The sequence below is a fragment of the Leptolyngbya sp. GGD genome, from assembly GCF_026735145.1.
Lineage (GTDB): Bacteria > Cyanobacteriota > Cyanobacteriia > Leptolyngbyales > Leptolyngbyaceae > Leptolyngbya > Leptolyngbya boryana.
Map to the genome: position 1 here is coordinate 1351588 of NZ_JAPQKE010000001.1, position 15538 is coordinate 1367125.

Consider the following 15538-nt stretch of genomic DNA (forward strand, 5'->3'; position numbering starts at 1 on the left):
CATTGGTTCCCTAACTTTTCGTTAAGAGAAAACGTTGCAAATTGCATACAAGTACTCTGAATCATTACCCCCGATGGACTAGAGTGATAAGAGGTAGAGTTCCTCTACCGCTCACATCACGTCATCCGAAGGATACCCCGGTATGCATTTGAGTGAATTGACCCACCCAAACCAGTTGCACGGTTTGTCGATTTTTCAGCTTCAGCAAATTGCACGTCAAATTCGCGAAAAGCACTTACAAACGGTCGCAGCGATCGGGGGGCACCTCGGTCCCGGATTGGGTGTTGTCGAACTAACCCTCGCCCTCTATCAAACCCTAGATCTCGATCGCGACAAAGTGATCTGGGATGTCGGACATCAAGCGTACCCGCACAAACTGATTACGGGTCGTTATGCGAATTTCGATACGTTGCGGCAAAAAGACGGCGTTGCAGGCTATCTAAAACGCTGTGAAAGCAAATTCGATCATTTTGGCGCAGGTCACGCTTCCACCAGCATCTCTGCTGCATTAGGCATGGCGCTGGCTCGCGATGCCAAAGGTGAAAATTACAAAACTGTTGCTGTGATCGGTGACGGTGCGCTCACTGGCGGTATGGCACTCGAAGCGATCAACCATGCAGGACATTTGCCCAAAACAAATCTTCTGGTGGTGCTCAATGATAACGAAATGTCGATTTCGCCCAACGTTGGTGCAATTCCCCGCTATTTGAATAAAATGCGGCTCAGCCCGCCTGTCCAATTCCTCACTGACAACATTGAGGAACAAATGAAGAACATGCCATTTTCTCCAGAGTTGTCGCGACTCAAAGAAGGCATGAAGCGACTGGCAGTGCCCAAAGTCGGAGCCGTGTTTGAAGAACTTGGCTTTACTTATATGGGTCCAGTCGATGGACATAACTTAGAGGAATTGATCGCAACCTTTAAAGAAGCGCATAAACAAACTGGTCCCGTGCTGGTGCATGTGGCAACCGTAAAGGGAAAAGGATATGCGATCGCCGAACAAGATCAAGTCGGCTACCATGCCCAAACGCCATTTAATCTGGCAACAGGTAAAGCGATTCCTTCGAGCAAGCCCAAACCTCCGAGCTACTCGAAAGTGTTTGGCGAAACCCTGAGCACGCTGGCTGAAAACGATCCTCGCATTCTCGGCATCACTGCAGCGATGGCAACGGGAACCGGATTGGATATTTTCCAAAAACGAGTGCCCAAGCAGTATATCGATGTTGGGATTGCTGAACAACATGCTGTCACTTTGGCAGCAGGTCTCGCGTGTGAAGGAATGCGTCCAGTCGCGACGATCTATTCCACCTTCTTGCAACGCGCTTACGACCAGATCGTGCATGATGTCTGTATCCAGAACGTTCCGGTGTTCTTCTGTATGGATCGTGCCGGAATTGTTGGCTCAGATGGACCGACACATCAAGGCATGTATGACATCGCCTATCTACGATCGATTCCCAACATGGTGCTGATGGCTCCGAAAGATGAAGCCGAATTGCAGCGCATGATTGTTACGGGAATCAATCACACGCAGGGACCGATCGCGATGCGTTATCCGCGCGGCAATGGTTATGGTGTGCCGTTGATGGAAGAAGGTTGGGAAGAATTACCGATCGGTAAGGCTGAAATTCTCCGTCAAGGGGATGATTTGCTGCTGCTTGGATATGGCTCGATGGTCTATCCCGCAATGCAAACGGCTGAAATTCTCAGCGAGCATGGCATCGAAGCAACTGTAGTGAATGCTCGGTTTGCGAAGCCGCTCGATGAAGAGTTGATCCTGCCATTGGCTCAAAAAATTGGGCGAGTCGTGACGCTGGAAGAAGGCTGTCTGCAAGGTGGATTTGGGTCTGCGGTTCTCGAATCCTTAATGGATGCTGAGGTGATTGTACCTGTGACGCGGATTGGTGTACCGGATATTCTGGTCGATCATGCGACTCCAGATCAGTCTAAAGCGGAGTTAGGTTTAACTCCCCCTCAAATGGCAGAACGAATTCTGAAATCGTTTGCGAAACAGCCCTCTGTAGCAGCGATTTAGATACAATCGAGGTTCCTAGTTGTAGAAATTAGGAACCTCGATTTTTAAGAAGAAGCGTTATGGCAACTTCATTTTTTGCGGTTCGATTCTTGAAAATCCAGAACTTTTCCATATAAACTCGCAACAGATTCCTGATCAAAAAGCACATCTTTCGTCTTAAGATAATCGCCATTTCCCAGATGGCAAGCTGCCCAGAACTTCGCGACTTCTGAGGGTTCCATATTCGCTAAGAGGATCTGTAACCCCTGCTGAAGAACTTGTTGTTCATTCTTCACTTGAATCATTGCTGCTCATCTCCAATACAAAATCCGCTGGGTTGACAACTCTCATCGTCAGAGCTTGGCAACGATTAATCAATCGCTTATCGCAAGTAATGAAATAATCGCTATTTGCCGTCTCAGCACATGCCACATGAAGTGCATCGATCGCTTTTACTCCATTATGTCCTAGTTATTCTGCTCGCTGCTGGATTGCCTCATTCACTTCTTGTCGGATTTCAGCAAGCTGAAGATATCGAGTCATCGCTTCTTGCCGGAGCAGATCTGGATTTCGGCTATTTTCATACTCCAACACAGAGGATGTAACTAACTCAACGATTCCAGCTTCAACCATTTGTAGAATGATTACGACTGCTTGAAGTTCAAGGAAAATTTTCGGTTGAGTTTGATCATCGAAAGGGCGATTGTAGGCACTTGTATCCAGATAGATTCTTGTCATTCAATCAAGCAAAACTAATATTGCCATCTTAAAATCTCCTCAGAAATTACGATCGCACTTTTCGTAACTCGATTCCAGAATTGAAATCCCAAATTTTTCCGTCCAAACCCCTGTAGATGTGGAATAATAGATCTTCGTGTCTTGACACATTTATCGTTCTCGTCAGTGCAAAAATCATGGCAAAGAATAAAGGCGTAAGACTAATCATTACGCTGGAATGTACCGAATGTCGGACGAATCCGGCAAAGCGTTCTCCCGGTGTTTCTCGCTACACCACCTCTAAGAATCGTCGTAACACCACAGCTCGTTTAGAACTGAAGAAGTTCTGTACGCACTGCAACAAGCATACGGCTCATAAAGAGATCAAATAACCGAATCTCGGTTGTCAGCAAAAGCTGGTAAGTTTTTGCCCGCAGTGATAACTGCCGCCCAATGACCTTTTACCAAACATACTTCCATGAGCTATTTCCGTCGTCGAATTTCTCCAATCAAACCAGGTGATCCGATCGATTACAAAGATGTCGATCTCCTGCGCAAATTCATCACCGAACGCGGCAAAATCTTGCCCCGTCGAATCACAGGACTCACTGCAAAACAACAACGGGATTTGACCGTTGCGATCAAGCGCGCCCGTGTGATTGCATTACTGCCCTTCGTCAACGCAGAAGGCTAAAAGAATTGTTTTAGGGAGATGGGGAGATAGGGAGAAGTGCCACCGCGATTCTTGCTCCCCGTTTCCCCATCTTTTGTGATCACCCTAGTTACACCCCACAGATTTCAATGGAGAAGGGAACCTTAGTCGAATTTCGCGTCAATGGTGAGCGTCGTCTCGCTGTTGCCGAGCGTCCAGAAGGCAAAAAGCACTGGATCGTAATTGACGATCGTTCTCAGAATCATACGCTTCACCCGCGACAAATCACCTACGAAGTCGCCAACCAAAGTTTTAAACCGACGGATATCCCTAGTTTTCTCAAAGAGACGCAGCCTTATCTCGACCCTTCAAGCCTAGAGGTTGCTTGGGAAATTCTTATCGAAACCGGAGACAGCACTAACCCTGAGGAAATGGCAATACTGCTGTTTTCCGACAAAAGTGCAGCGATGTGTTACGCTGCTCACTACTTACTTTCAGAAGATAAGCTTTACTTTAAGCAGAAGGGCGATCGCTATGAGCCACGTTCTGCGAATCAAGTGGCAGAATTAAAGCATCAGATCGAGATGGAAGCTCAACGCCAACGCGAATGGCAGAGTTTCTTAGAGCGAGTCCGATTCGCCTTGGACGGGGAAACGGTCGAATGGCAAGCCAGCGATCGACCTCGTTTAGATGCGTTAGAGCGATTTGCAGTCAGCGAAGAAACTCCCAATCGGGCTAGCGCACTCGAACTGATGTCTGCTCTAAAGCGTCCTGAAACCTCTCCCGCCGCCTTTCAACTTCTCGTTGACCTGAGAATTTGGAGTCCTCACGAGAACTTGTTTCTACGGCGCGCACAGGTTCCGATGCAATTTTCTCAGAAGGTTTTGGAAGTGGCGCACCACCGTTTGGAATCCCCACCTGAAGATTTAGATGTCAATCGTCTTGATTTGACACACTTAAAGGTTTATACGATCGACGATGAAAGCACAAAAGAAATCGACGATGGTTTGAGCTTGGAAGTGTTACCTGATGGGCGAGAGCGCATTTGGATTCATATTGCTGACCCGACTCGGTGGGTGGTACCGGGAGATGAGTTAGACCTCGATGCGCGCAAGCGGATTACAACGATTTATTTGCCAACGGGCATGATTCCGATGTTTCCATCGGAGTTGGCGACGGGTCCGATGAGCTTGAATCCGGGTGTAATTTGCTGTGCGTTGAGTTTTGCAGTGACCCTGACCGCAGAGGGTGCGATCGAGGACTACAGTATTCATGCGAGTTCGATTCGATCGACGTATCGCCTGACTTATGATGATGTCGATGAAATGCTGCATCTCAATGTGCAGGGCGAACCGGAAATCGAAGGATTAGCCAAGTGGGCAAAGCAGCGCACAGCATGGCGGCAGACTCAAGGCGCGATTAGTATTCATATGCCGGAGTCTTCGATCAAAGTCAAAAATGACGGAGAAGTGACGATCGAGGTTCTAGACGATTCGATGTCTCGGCAATTGGTCGCTGAAATGATGATTTTGGCGGGTGAAGTGGCGGCGCGCTATGCTCAGACTCACAGTTTGCCATTACCGTTTCGGGGACAGCCTCAACCAGAGCTTCCTTCAGACGAGGAATTGTTGCAGCTTCCAGCGGGACCTGTGCGATCGTGTGCGATTCGGCGCTGTATGCCTCGAAGCGAATTGACGATTACGCCTGCGCGTCATGCGAGTTTGGGATTAGATACGTATACACAAGTCACTTCTCCCATTCGCCGCTATAGCGATTTGCTCGCGCATTTTCAGATCAAGGCGCATTTGCGAGGAGATGTGCTGCCCTTCTCTGAAGAAGAAGTCAAAGAATTGATGATCAATATTGGCTTAGCTGTCCAAGAAGCGGTCTTTGTGGAGCGCCATACGAATCGCTACTGGAGTTTGGAGTATCTCCGACGACATTCTGATGAGATCTGGGATGCTCTGATGCTGCGCTGGTTGCGAGAGCATGAAGGCTTAGGATTAGTGTTGCTTGAAGAGCTAGGGCTAGAATTACCGATGGTGTTTCAACAGCGATCGATTCGCCCCGGTGATCAATTGCGCTTGAAAGTGAGCTTAGTTGATCCACGTCGCGATGAAATCCGATTCCAAGAAGTAACTTCACAAGAAGCTCAGCAGGTTGCAGGTTAATTAAAGGTTACAGTAGACGCGATTCGCATGGAGTTTGAGTGGAACCCAGAGAAAGCGGAATCAAATTATAGAAAACATGGCATCTCCTTTGAAGCAGCAGCAACTGTATTTGATGATGCTCTGTCTTTCACCTTCCCAGATCCAGATCATTCGATCGGAGAAAGTCGCTACGTTATCATTGGGATGTCTCAATATGGAGAACTGCTAGTCGTTGCTCATACTGACCGAGACGAAAAAATCCGAATTATCAGCGCCCGAAAAGCCACTCGTTCAGAAAGGAGGTTCTATGAGCAAGGAGAATGAGATGGAAGATGAATTACGCTCTGAGTATGACTTTTCTCAACTTGGAGAAGGAGTCCGAGGGAAATATATTGAACGATATCGAAAAGGAACCAATTTAGTTCTCCTAGCTCCTGATGTTGCACAAGCTTTCCCAACCGAAGAAGATGTCAATAATGCTTTACGGCTATTGATGCAAGTTGCTCAGCGCCAAGTGAGTAGATCATCCGAGTCAGAGGCATAAGCGGCTCGATTCGCCCCGGTGATCAATTGCGCTTGAAAGTGAGCTTAGTTGATCCACGTCGCGATGAAATCCGGTAACTTCACAAGAAGCTCAGCAGGTTGCAGGCTAATTGTGAGCATTTACATTGCTACAATTTAGAGCTAGCAAGCAAGCTCTAATTGCTGCTGGATGATTTGAATTGACCTAGAATTAGACCAAGCATTCAATTTCTAGTCATGCCTACTGCACAGACTCATTCTCAGGATTCTGTAATCCTGCTTCATAACAAAAGTTGGCAAGATTTTGAGCAAATGGATCGTCTTTTCTCTGAGGTGAAAAGACGGTTGAGTTTTTATCAAGGAACCATTGAATTACGGATGCCTGGACAAGACCACGAAGTTTTTTCGGGAATCATTGCTTTTCTGCTAGGGCTTTACTGCTTGGACAAAGGAGTCTGGTTTCTTCCTACAGGAAGTTTTACTCAGAAAAAACCGCCTGAAGCTGCGGCAGAAGCAGATGAAAGCTATTGTTTTGGGTCTAGAAAACCGATTCCAGATCTCGCGATCGAGATTATTTTCACTTCTGGTAGTGAGTCTAAATTGTTGAAGTATCAAGCTCTAGGAGTGCTGGAAGTCTGGTTTTGGGAAGACGGTGTATTTACGCTGTATCGCTTATCTGACAATGGATATCAAGCGATTCAAAGCAGTTTGATTCCAGGGTTAGAAGATTTGGATATTCAACTTCTCAGTCGATGCGTTTTGATAGCAGAAACGGATATGCAGACTGCTGTCAATGAATTGAGAAAAGGGATTTAGGAAATTAGCGTCGTAGCTCTTGAATGCTCTGGCGAATCAGTGGAATGGTTGAGCCTAGAATTAAAACTGCGATCGCTAAACTAATCGCGCCATCTGCCCACATCCAATGGAATGCAGCAACCGCGATCGCTGCGATAATCACTCCAATTGCTCCCAACGCATCTGCGACCACATGCAGGAAAGCGGCACGCAAATTCAAATCGAATTCGCTGCCTTGATGCAGCACTGCAATGTTAATTCCATTGACAACTAAGCCTACGATCGCAGTCAGTAACATGGGAATGCTGGAAATCTCTGGTGTAGCCGTTTGAAATCGCTCGATCGCTTCCCAAATAATCCAAATCGTGACGGCAACTAGTCCCAAGCCATTGAGTAAAGCAGCCCAAGTTTCAGGCGATCGGCTCGGTTTAATCGCAACGGTGTTCTCTCCAATCCAGCCCCATTGCATCGGAGATTGAGCGATGCGAGTGGCGAGCAACGCCAGCAACAAAGCAAAGCAATCAGAAACTAAATGTCCTGCTTCAGCCACTAATGCAAGACTATGACTTGATAGCCCGATCGTACATTCCGCAACAGCGAAACTTCCCACCAGAATGAGAGCGGTGAGAAGTTGACGCTGTTTGGTTTGCGGATCGTGGACAGGACAGGAACAATCGTGCGGGTGCATCGGCTCTCTCAACTAACACAAAGAGTCAGGGATCTCTGACTGTGATTAGTGTAGATGAGTTTCCGAGGATTGTCCGAAAAATCTACCACTTCTTATAAGGGAGGAATTTTCCATTCATTGTGACGAGGACGCGATCGCCTTTTGGATCTTCAACTTTCTCAATATCAAGCGTGAAGTCGATCGCGCTCATGATGCCGTCGCCAAATTTCTCATGGATAACCTCTTTCATCGGCATTCCATACACCTGCATGATTTCATAGAACCGATAGACCAAAGGATCAGTCGGCACGATCGGCCCTAATCCTTTCACCGTGGAGCTTACTAATTCAGGCACAAGATCCAGGCTTAAGCCTAATGCTTCTAATAATTTGGTTGCTTCTTCTTCAGATGCACTCGCTTGTCGATAAAACAACGCTGCGATCCAAACTTCATCGCGTCCAAGCACAGATTCGAGATCTGCAAAGCTCAATCCTTTTGCTTTTTTCGCGGCGAATAGTTTCTGTGAAATTTCTGGAATAGTCATCATGCAATCAAACTCGATACCGTTCTACTTGTAGTCGAGTTTGATCCCGCTGCGTTGTTACAAACGATACAAAAAATGGGGAGCGCTTTCTACTCTCCCCATTCTGCATTTGCGATCGCCTTATGATTCAGACGTTGCTTCATCTTTCGGTTTTGCTTGGGCTTGCTCACGCTCTTCTCGTTTTTTACGATCGGCAGCCAAAGCTTCTGCAATCACAACTTGCATCTGATTCATTTTTTCGAGATTGCTGCGATACAGTTCTAAATCTTTCTGAACTTTCTCTTCGGAAATATTTAACGCTTGGCAAATTTGCTTAAACGTCTCGTTCAGTTTTGCGGTGTCTTTGACCACATCAGGGCTAGACGCTTCCAAAATCGTATATAAACCCACGGCAAAAAGGCGGCTGTACTTGAATTTTGGATTCGACGCGACGGCTTGTAACGCCTCTCGATAATCGTATGCCTTATCTGGAATCAGCATTGAATCCCAAGCTGCGCTTGATGCCGTCGAAACTAATCGCTGAGCATCAGTGCGATATTGCTGTGGATCCGCTTCTAATGCTTTGCATAATGCTGTAAAAATCGACTCTTTATCAGCTTCAGGGCGATACCCTTGCATAAAGCGATCGAAAGTTGTCACGACACCCAATGCATAAAACGGGTCGTAACGAAAATCAGTATTCACAGCCAGTAGGTGCATTTCGACCATCAATTCTTCCACGACTCGGCGGAAAATCGAATTCACCGGACGGGTGTGAAGACTATAAAACGATCGCTTAGTATCGGAAACAGTACGGACGCTATTCACGGTTTAATTTCTGTGGGATTCTACATTCAACTATTGTAAAGGGTATTGTGGGATCGATATTTTTTTGATCAACCTAGGGAACTGAATCTGCCAAAATCATTCAAGCCATTTGTATTCGGATGAGGTCTGTATGCAGCGCTTAATCACTATGACACTTGCTCTTACCATTTTGGGTCAGAGTTCAGCAATGGCAGCACTTCCTGATGTTGAAACGTTTAATTTCGTGATGAGCAAATATAGTCTGCTGATGCGGCAGACGCGGGATGGTTGCGAATTTTATACAGATCCAGAATTTATCGTGGCACGTCAGGAACGCCCCAATCAGCCAGATAAAAATATTCGTCAACTGATCGTTGTGCAGACGATGGGAAAAAATAGCGGGACAGCGTGCAGTGGCGTGTTTCAGTTTCTCTATGCAGATGTGAATTGCAAAACCAATCAGATCACGTATACCAACGGAGTCGGCTCTCCTGCCACTTGGAAAACCGATCGCTATTCTGATCCACAGATGACGAAAAAGATTTGTGCGCTGCCGACGGTTGAATTCGGTACGCCTACTCAGAATCTCCCGCCTGCAAAATAGTTTTAGAAACGAGTCGAGTTTTTTTACGATCGACTTCCGATAAGTCTTCTCCTAAACTCAGTTGAGTTGCATTAGTTTGTAAAACGGTTGCCGCATTGCGATCGCCCATTTGCAAAGCAGTTTGTGCGGCTGTTTGCAGCATTGTTACGGCTCCTTGTCGATCACCTTGCTGCAATTTGGTTTCAGCGATTTGGGTTTGTCGATATTTTGCGAGAGCGAGAATATGCTGCTGAACGTCTGAGTTTGGTGCGGGTTGGTATTGAGTTTGAGCTGTAATTTCAACCGGGAAGGTTTCAGAGGCGAGTGCTAATTCACCTGAAGTTGGATCATCATATTTCACTTGAATTTCGGCGATCGTATTTTTCCCTTCCGGCAACTGCGTCAGGTAAACATTCGCCAAAATCACGCGAGGTGAGCCGACCATCAAATCGCCTAAGCGCGCGCCGACTAAGTTATCTTCATGCTGCACAAGTAATTCGACGGTTTCGGGTGCAACTTGGGCGACAGGCTTAAAGTCTGCGAGGCGAACTCCTGGCGATAAAACAATGCGTAAAAAGGCATTCGTTAAGCCGATCGATTGAATGCGATCGAACAATCGCCCAAACTCTGTCACCGCTTGCTCAGGTTCTTGAATATAAGAAAGTGCCCCACCACCCGCATCGGCGATTTTTTCTAAAACGTCTTGATTCCAAGCACTTCCGAATCCGAGTGAATTAATCGACAGACCGTATCCGGTCGCGACTTGAGCGAGTTTGAGACAGCGATCGTTACTGCCGTGTTCATTCTCTCCGTCCGTCAAGAGAAACATTTGTGAAACGGCATTCTTTTTCCCTTTTGCGACTTCTTCAATTCCGAGTCGAATCCCTTCGTCGATCGCAGTGCCGCCCGACGCTTCCAGACGGTTTAAGGCGAGTTTTAACGGCTCTGGATCCTCAACGATTTGATTGGGGAGGAGAACTTTGGCTTTGTGATTGAACGTGACGATCGAGAGTCGATCTCCTGGGGATAAGCGATCGATGAGCCTAGCGGCGGCTTGTTGAACAGTTTGCAGCGATCGACCTGCCATCGATCCACTCTGATCGAGAACCAGACAGAGATTGAGCGGAGTCTCACGAGGCGACGCTTGGGGGATGGCTTCGATCGAGATTGCCATCTGACGCTGACTACTTGCTTGAGCAGCATCAATATGGACATCACTCAGCGCACAGTTCAAACCGACCTGCATGATAACAACTCCACTTTGGAGAACTTTGACTTGCTCAACAACTACAGCTTAGCTTATGCTCTCTCCGCATTCGGATTGCCGAACGATTCAAATTGATTGGTTCGAGTTTGTCTGACGGGTGCAGGAGTGTGAGCAGAGCACACCGAAACTCTGAACATATTCTTGTATGATACCTGTGCAAATCAAAATCAATGTCTAATAACGATGCAGAGCAACATCTTCACCTCTGTTTTACTGCCGCTGGCTCTGGCAATTGTGATGTTGGGTATGGGGTTAAGTCTGGTTGCAGAAGACTTTAAACGAATTACTCGTGATCCCAAAGCAGTTGCGGTGGGCACGATCTGCCAGCTATTGCTGCTGCCGCTGATTGGGGTACTGATCACATTGGTTGTTCCCATGCAACCCGAAATCGCGGTTGGTCTGATTGTTCTGGCAGTTTGTCCGGGTGGCCCTTCTTCTAATCTCATAACTTATCTGGCAAAGGGCGATGTTGCTCTGTCAGTAACGCTCACAGCGCTGAGTAGCATCGCTACTGTGTTTACGATTCCGATTTTTACAAATCTGGCGCTGCAATATTTCCTAGGGCAAAGTGCGGCAATCGCTCTACCGATTGGGCAGACCATGCTGCAAATTTTTCTGATCACACTGCTACCGACAGCGATCGGCATGGCAATTCGTCATCAGTTTCCTGACACAGCACGCCGTCTAGAAAAGCAAATGAGCCGACTTGCCATAGGATTGTTAGCGCTGATTATTGTGCTGTTGCTGGTACGAGAAGGAAGTAAACTCCCAGGATTTCTGGTGCAGGTGGGAATCGGTGTCGTATTGCTCAACCTCCTGGCAACACTGGCAGGATTTCTGGTCGGAAAGCTGTTTCGGCTGCCGCTCGCTCAACAAATCTGTATCGCTATTGAAGTCGGGATTCAAAACGGAACGCTAGCAATTGCTATCACTGCGGGTTTACTCAACAACCCCGATATGGCTGTGCCCGCTGCGGTTTATAGCTTATTGATGTATGTTACTGGCTTCGGTTCTATCCTTTATGGCAGACAAGCGAGCAGTAGAGCGTAGTAGTTCACTACAGTAAATCTGATGGGGATAGGGAGCAATGTGAATCTGGGTTCTCCCCACTCCCCCATCTCCCCACTTCGCACGACTAGCTTAAAGTCCTGAACCTCGAAAGATATCTATGGCTTCTCAGTCAACACCATTCGCACTCCACCTGTCGGAGCAAGCGTAAACCCACGGCGCTGTAGTTTCACAGGTTTATCGTCAGCTAAAGCAAGTTGGTATTTCGATAAGATTGTTGCCAGAACGAGCTTCATTTCTAACTGAGCCAGCGCATATCCCAGACATCGCCGACTCCCGCCTCCAAAGGGAAAATACTCAGCAGGCGAGTACTGTCGATCGAGAAATCGTTCCGGCTTAAATTGTTGAGCATTCGGATATAGCTCTTCTCGATAATGCACCAGATAAGGAGATATCCAGAGAGTCGTCTCTGCATCAAATGAATAGTCTGCAACCTTCACAGGCACTTTAGAAATGCGCGGAAACAGCACAGGAATCACAGGATACATTCGGAGTGTTTCCTGACAGATAGCATTCAAGTAGGGAAGTTGAGCCATGCTCATTGGAGACGCATGTGCATCTAGGCTTTCAAGCTCTTTGAGCAATTTCTCACGCACTTCTGGCTGTTGATGAATCTGGTAAAACGCCCAAGATAGAGTTGTTGCAGTGGTTTCATGTCCAGCAAACAAGATCGTGAGCAATTCATCTCTCAATTCTTCATCGCTCATGGCTTGCCCAGTTTCATCTCGCACTGCCATCATCAGGCTGAGAACATCACTCCGTTTCTCATCTCCCTTCGTTCTTCTCTCGTCAATTTCTGCCTGAAGTAGGTCATGAATTTGGCGTTGGCGCTGTTGCATCCGTCCCCAAGGAGTCCAAGCTCCCCAGTCTTTCTGCAAAAATTTTAGGAATAACATGCTCGATCGTGAAGGTGAATCGGTCATGTCCAGCCATTCGGTCAGGAGAACTTTAAGCTGTTGATATCGCTCTCCTTCACTCAACCCGAAAACAACTTGCAAGATGATTTCTAAGCTAATATTTTGCATCGAGGTTCGGACAATAAAAGGCTGTCCAGTTTGCCACTGACTTGCCACTTGATCAGCAACTTTGCAGATTTGCGTGGCGTAAGTGTGCAGTCTTTCCCCATGAAAAGGCGGCATGAGTAATTTGCGTTCTCGTCGATGGCGATCGCCATCCAGTAACAGCAAAGAATTTCGTCCTAACAGCGGTTCTGCGAGCGCATTACCCCGTCCCATATCAAACTTTGCATCTTGATTAAAGATTTCCTGAATCGCTTTCGGATTGGCAATGACGACAGACAATCCCAGTCCAGCCAGTTGCATGGTAAAAACATCACTATACTTCTGAGTGTATTTGTCCAGGAATCCAAGCGGATCAACAATCCAATTGAAAAGTTGCACCCAAGCTGGAGCCGTAATCTGATTCGGGAGTTGGCTCATCATGATTGTTTCTCGTGAAGCGATACATGTTTAGCTCTTAAACGATAGCATTCTTGAGCGATCGCCCAATCTTCTTGCGTATGAATGACTAAAACTCGTACCGTTGAATCTGTTGTGGCAATATCTTGATCAACGGGGCGATTTTCATTCTTGTGAGCATCAAGCTTTAAGCCCAGAAAACCAAAGGATTCACAAGCTAGAGAACGCACGATCGCTGAATTTTCCCCCACGCCTGCTGTAAAAATCAAAGCATCTACCCCTCCTAAACTGGCGAGCATTGCCCCGATGTAAGCGCGCAAGCGATGAATGTAAATGTCGAGTGCTAACTGTGCTTGAGAATTGTTGTCTGCGATCGCCTTCATGACTTGGCGCAAATCAGCAGAAACGCCAGAAATTCCTTTCAAACCTGATTCTCGATTCAGTTCGCGATCTAAGCGATCGACAGAATAGCCTTCTTGTCGCATCAAGTGAATTAAAATCCCTGGATCAACCGAACCAGAGCGCGTTCCCATCATTAAGCCATCGAGCGGCGTGAATCCCATCGTTGTATCAACACTATGTCCCTGAGCGATAGCAGAAAGTGAGCACCCGTTGCCAAGATGACACACAATCAGGCGCAAGTCTTCTAAGTTTCGCTGTAACAAGTGTGCGGCTCGTTCAGCACAGTACTGATGACTAATGCCATGAAATCCATAGCGCCGAATTCCTTGCTCGACCCAAGCATAAGGAACGGGGTAGATTGCAGCAGCATCGGGGATTTGACGATGAAAGGCAGTATCGAATACGGCAATCTGTGGAATTTCAGTTCCTAAAAATTGCTCGATCGCTTCAATACCTTCGAGATTAGCAGGATTGTGATTTGGAGCCAGCGTGGAAAGACGATCGATCGTTGCTTTCACTGTTTGATCAATCTGTACAGGTTGAGAGTATTCTTGCCCACCTTGTACGACTCGATGTCCAACCACATCAATGTCAGTCGGGTGATTGAGAACTGCGGTCTTCCCTTGCCAAAGCATTGAGAGCAGATGCGCCATAATCTCAAGACGCGATTTGACTTCAATCTCTTCTGTCAGTTCTTCAGTTGCGGTTTTGACCTTGATCTCTGCAAAGCCGGGATGATGTGCCCAATCGATCGCGGCTTCCCACATTGGCTCTGGGGGTTCATTGGGTAGGCGATCGTCGATTGAATACAGACAACTCTTTTGGCTGCTTGAGCCTGCGTTCAGCACCAGAATTTTCATAGTAAAGCTGGAGAAGGGTGGTAGACAACTTCGTTCTTCAATGGCTTTCCTTGCTCAAAATCTGAAATATTGGAGAGCGTTGTTGTTGCGATCGCTTCTAAGGCATTCCGAGTAAAAAATGCTTGGTGCGCGGTAATCAAAACATTCGGAAAAGATTGTAAAAGCTGAAAGGTGTCATCTTGAATAATGGTGTCAGAGAGATCTTGGAAAAATAAGTTCTCTTCCTGCTCATAAACATCAATTCCTAGATAGCCAATTTTGCCAGTTTTAATTCCTGTGATCACAGCATCCGTATCAATTAAAGCCCCCCGACTTGTATTGATCAGCATGACTCCGGGCTTCATTTGTGCGATCGCACTTTGATCAATCAAATGATAGGTTTCTGGCAACAATGGACAATGCAGCGAGATAATATCAGACTTCTCAAATAGTTCAGGTAAGGAAACATACTGTGTCAATTGCTCGTTTGGATAGGCATCATATCCAATCACAGAACACCCAAATCCCTGCATGATTTGAGCAAAGACCATGCCAACTCTGCCTGTACCAATCACCCCAACGGTACACCCATGCAAATCAAATCCAAGGAGTCCTTCTAATGCAAAGTTATCATCTCGAACTCGATTGTAAGCTCTGTAAATTTTACGATTCAACGCCAAAATGAGAGCAACGGCATGTTCTGCAACGGCATAGGGAGAATAAGCTGGAACACGGACTACTTTGATGTCTAGCTCTGCTGCTCGTTGTAAATTCACGGTGTTAAATCCAGCCGATCGTAAGGCGAGAAGCTGAGTTTCATTCGCAGCAAGACTGTTCAAAGTCTCGGTATCTGCGACATCATTCACGAACATACAAACTGCGGGATAGCCTGTCGCAAGCATTGCCGTATCGGCGTTTAGTGGTACTTCAAAAAAGGTGATGTCGTGCTGATAGGTTGCATTGATAGCTTCAAAAAATCGGCGATCGTATGATTTGGTACTGAAAAAAGCAACTTTCATAAATCTGGCTCACTTTGCGACGATCATTTTAACGAAATTGCCTGTGCGAGTCTTGTCTCTTCAGCTACGAGTTCTGATTCTTTGGATTTCCTCAA

General features: G+C 46.8%; 18 protein-coding genes. 9 read left to right on the forward strand and 9 right to left on the reverse strand.

Features of this window, described 5'->3' with window-relative positions; translation table 11 throughout:
* The first annotated feature begins 142 nt into the window (after nt 1–142).
* Nucleotides 143–2035: a 1-deoxy-D-xylulose-5-phosphate synthase gene (gene dxs / locus OU814_RS06370; RefSeq protein ID WP_017289821.1), complete on the forward strand. Its 1893-nt coding sequence runs from the start codon at nt 143–145 to the stop codon at nt 2033–2035.
* 68 nt (nt 2036–2103) lie between these two features.
* Here the strand turns inward: dxs and OU814_RS06375 are convergent, their stop codons facing one another.
* Nucleotides 2104–2319 (reverse strand): hypothetical protein, encoded by a 216-nt coding sequence (locus OU814_RS06375; RefSeq protein ID WP_017289820.1) that lies wholly within the window; start codon nt 2317–2319, stop codon nt 2104–2106.
* A 166-nt stretch (nt 2320–2485) separates the two neighbouring features.
* Entirely contained in the window at nt 2486–2752 is a 267-nt protein-coding gene (locus tag OU814_RS06380) for a hypothetical protein (RefSeq protein WP_268181363.1), read from the reverse strand.
* Nucleotides 2753–2928: 176 nt separating this feature from the next.
* Between OU814_RS06380 and rpmG the strand changes: the two genes are divergently transcribed.
* The 6 genes from rpmG (at nt 2929) to OU814_RS06410 (ending at nt 6871) form a co-directional block, all read left to right on the forward strand.
* Nucleotides 2929–3123: a 50S ribosomal protein L33 gene (gene rpmG, locus OU814_RS06385; RefSeq protein WP_071596236.1), complete on the forward strand. Its 195-nt coding sequence runs from the start codon at nt 2929–2931 to the stop codon at nt 3121–3123.
* Between the two features lie 86 nt (nt 3124–3209).
* Nucleotides 3210–3425 carry a 30S ribosomal protein S18 gene (gene rpsR / locus OU814_RS06390; protein WP_017289818.1) on the forward strand — a complete coding sequence of 72 codons (216 nt, stop codon included), beginning with the start codon at nt 3210–3212 and terminating at the stop codon, nt 3423–3425.
* A 107-nt stretch (nt 3426–3532) separates the two neighbouring features.
* Nucleotides 3533–5554, forward strand: coding sequence for a ribonuclease catalytic domain-containing protein (locus tag OU814_RS06395; RefSeq protein ID WP_268181366.1), 2022 nt, complete (start codon nt 3533–3535; stop codon nt 5552–5554).
* Between the two features lie 27 nt (nt 5555–5581).
* On the forward strand, nt 5582–5857 hold the full coding sequence (locus tag OU814_RS06400) for a BrnT family toxin (RefSeq protein WP_268181368.1): 276 nt from the start codon (nt 5582–5584) through the stop codon (nt 5855–5857).
* 1 nt (nt 5858) lies between these two features.
* The gene (locus OU814_RS06405; protein ID WP_239741209.1) at nt 5859–6077 is read left to right on the forward strand and encodes a hypothetical protein; all 219 of its coding nucleotides are present in this window, start codon (nt 5859–5861) and stop codon (nt 6075–6077) included.
* A 215-nt stretch (nt 6078–6292) separates the two neighbouring features.
* A complete protein-coding gene (locus OU814_RS06410) occupies nt 6293–6871 on the forward strand; it encodes a Uma2 family endonuclease (RefSeq protein ID WP_268181370.1) in 579 nt (192 codons plus the stop codon).
* A 4-nt stretch (nt 6872–6875) separates the two neighbouring features.
* Here OU814_RS06410 and OU814_RS06415 read toward each other — a convergent pair whose 3' ends face one another.
* The 3 genes from OU814_RS06415 to psb29 all read right to left on the reverse strand — a co-directional run bounded on the left by OU814_RS06415 (nt 6876) and on the right by psb29 (nt 8868).
* A complete protein-coding gene (locus OU814_RS06415) occupies nt 6876–7538 on the reverse strand; it encodes a cation diffusion facilitator family transporter (RefSeq protein ID WP_017289813.1) in 663 nt (220 codons plus the stop codon).
* 82 nt (nt 7539–7620) lie between these two features.
* Nucleotides 7621–8064 (reverse strand): cyanase, encoded by a 444-nt coding sequence (cynS, locus tag OU814_RS06420; protein ID WP_017289812.1) that lies wholly within the window; start codon nt 8062–8064, stop codon nt 7621–7623.
* A 117-nt stretch (nt 8065–8181) separates the two neighbouring features.
* A complete protein-coding gene (gene psb29 / locus OU814_RS06425; RefSeq protein WP_190652776.1) occupies nt 8182–8868 on the reverse strand; it encodes a photosystem II biogenesis protein Psp29 in 687 nt (228 codons plus the stop codon).
* A 148-nt stretch (nt 8869–9016) separates the two neighbouring features.
* On the opposite strand from psb29, the gene OU814_RS06430 reads away from it, so the two are divergent.
* Nucleotides 9017–9451 carry a hypothetical protein gene (locus OU814_RS06430; RefSeq protein WP_268181375.1) on the forward strand — a complete coding sequence of 145 codons (435 nt, stop codon included), beginning with the start codon at nt 9017–9019 and terminating at the stop codon, nt 9449–9451.
* On the opposite strand, the gene OU814_RS06435 is transcribed toward OU814_RS06430, so the two are convergent.
* Entirely contained in the window at nt 9423–10676 is a 1254-nt protein-coding gene (locus OU814_RS06435) for a vWA domain-containing protein (protein WP_017289809.1), read from the reverse strand. The genes OU814_RS06430 and OU814_RS06435 overlap by 29 nt on opposite strands.
* Nucleotides 10677–10880: 204 nt before the next feature.
* Between OU814_RS06435 and OU814_RS06440 the strand changes: the two genes are divergently transcribed.
* Nucleotides 10881–11747: a bile acid:sodium symporter family protein gene (locus OU814_RS06440; protein ID WP_268181378.1), complete on the forward strand. Its 867-nt coding sequence runs from the start codon at nt 10881–10883 to the stop codon at nt 11745–11747.
* Between the two features lie 116 nt (nt 11748–11863).
* On the opposite strand, the gene OU814_RS06445 is transcribed toward OU814_RS06440, so the two are convergent.
* Genes OU814_RS06445 through OU814_RS06455 form a run of 3 tightly spaced genes read right to left on the reverse strand, consistent with a single transcriptional unit; the run spans nt 11864 to nt 15443 of the window.
* Nucleotides 11864–13207 carry a cytochrome P450 gene (locus tag OU814_RS06445; protein WP_268181380.1) on the reverse strand — a complete coding sequence of 448 codons (1344 nt, stop codon included), beginning with the start codon at nt 13205–13207 and terminating at the stop codon, nt 11864–11866.
* Nucleotides 13204–14445: an acetate/propionate family kinase gene (locus OU814_RS06450; RefSeq protein ID WP_268181382.1), complete on the reverse strand. Its 1242-nt coding sequence runs from the start codon at nt 14443–14445 to the stop codon at nt 13204–13206. Before OU814_RS06450 ends, OU814_RS06445 begins: the two co-directional genes overlap by 4 nt.
* Complete coding sequence (locus tag OU814_RS06455) at nt 14442–15443, reverse strand: 2-hydroxyacid dehydrogenase (RefSeq protein WP_268181384.1); 1002 nt, start codon at nt 15441–15443, stop codon at nt 14442–14444. Before OU814_RS06455 ends, OU814_RS06450 begins: the two co-directional genes overlap by 4 nt.
* Nucleotides 15444–15538 lie beyond the last annotated feature (95 nt).

What these genes read in the sequence shown, in the direction of transcription:
- OU814_RS06455 (WP_268181384.1), bottom strand. Translation starts at nt 15,443, where the DNA reads ATGAAAGTTGCTTTTTTCAGTACCAAATCATACGATCGCCGATTTTTT.
- OU814_RS06435 (WP_017289809.1), bottom strand. Translation starts at nt 10,676, where the DNA reads ATGCAGGTCGGTTTGAACTGTGCGCTGAGTGATGTCCATATTGATGCT.
- OU814_RS06415 (WP_017289813.1), bottom strand. Translation starts at nt 7,538, where the DNA reads ATGCACCCGCACGATTGTTCCTGTCCTGTCCACGATCCGCAAACCAAA.
- OU814_RS06405 (WP_239741209.1), top strand. Translation starts at nt 5,859, where the DNA reads ATGGAAGATGAATTACGCTCTGAGTATGACTTTTCTCAACTTGGAGAA.
- rpmG (WP_071596236.1), top strand. Translation starts at nt 2,929, where the DNA reads ATGGCAAAGAATAAAGGCGTAAGACTAATCATTACGCTGGAATGTACC.
- OU814_RS06380 (WP_268181363.1), bottom strand. Translation starts at nt 2,752, where the DNA reads ATGACAAGAATCTATCTGGATACAAGTGCCTACAATCGCCCTTTCGAT.
- OU814_RS06400 (WP_268181368.1), top strand. Translation starts at nt 5,582, where the DNA reads ATGGAGTTTGAGTGGAACCCAGAGAAAGCGGAATCAAATTATAGAAAA.
- dxs (WP_017289821.1), top strand. Translation starts at nt 143, where the DNA reads ATGCATTTGAGTGAATTGACCCACCCAAACCAGTTGCACGGTTTGTCG.
- OU814_RS06450 (WP_268181382.1), bottom strand. Translation starts at nt 14,445, where the DNA reads ATGAAAATTCTGGTGCTGAACGCAGGCTCAAGCAGCCAAAAGAGTTGT.
- rpsR (WP_017289818.1), top strand. Translation starts at nt 3,210, where the DNA reads ATGAGCTATTTCCGTCGTCGAATTTCTCCAATCAAACCAGGTGATCCG.
- OU814_RS06440 (WP_268181378.1), top strand. Translation starts at nt 10,881, where the DNA reads ATGCAGAGCAACATCTTCACCTCTGTTTTACTGCCGCTGGCTCTGGCA.
- OU814_RS06430 (WP_268181375.1), top strand. Translation starts at nt 9,017, where the DNA reads ATGACACTTGCTCTTACCATTTTGGGTCAGAGTTCAGCAATGGCAGCA.
- OU814_RS06445 (WP_268181380.1), bottom strand. Translation starts at nt 13,207, where the DNA reads ATGATGAGCCAACTCCCGAATCAGATTACGGCTCCAGCTTGGGTGCAA.
- cynS (WP_017289812.1), bottom strand. Translation starts at nt 8,064, where the DNA reads ATGATGACTATTCCAGAAATTTCACAGAAACTATTCGCCGCGAAAAAA.
- OU814_RS06410 (WP_268181370.1), top strand. Translation starts at nt 6,293, where the DNA reads ATGCCTACTGCACAGACTCATTCTCAGGATTCTGTAATCCTGCTTCAT.
- OU814_RS06395 (WP_268181366.1), top strand. Translation starts at nt 3,533, where the DNA reads ATGGAGAAGGGAACCTTAGTCGAATTTCGCGTCAATGGTGAGCGTCGT.
- OU814_RS06375 (WP_017289820.1), bottom strand. Translation starts at nt 2,319, where the DNA reads ATGATTCAAGTGAAGAATGAACAACAAGTTCTTCAGCAGGGGTTACAG.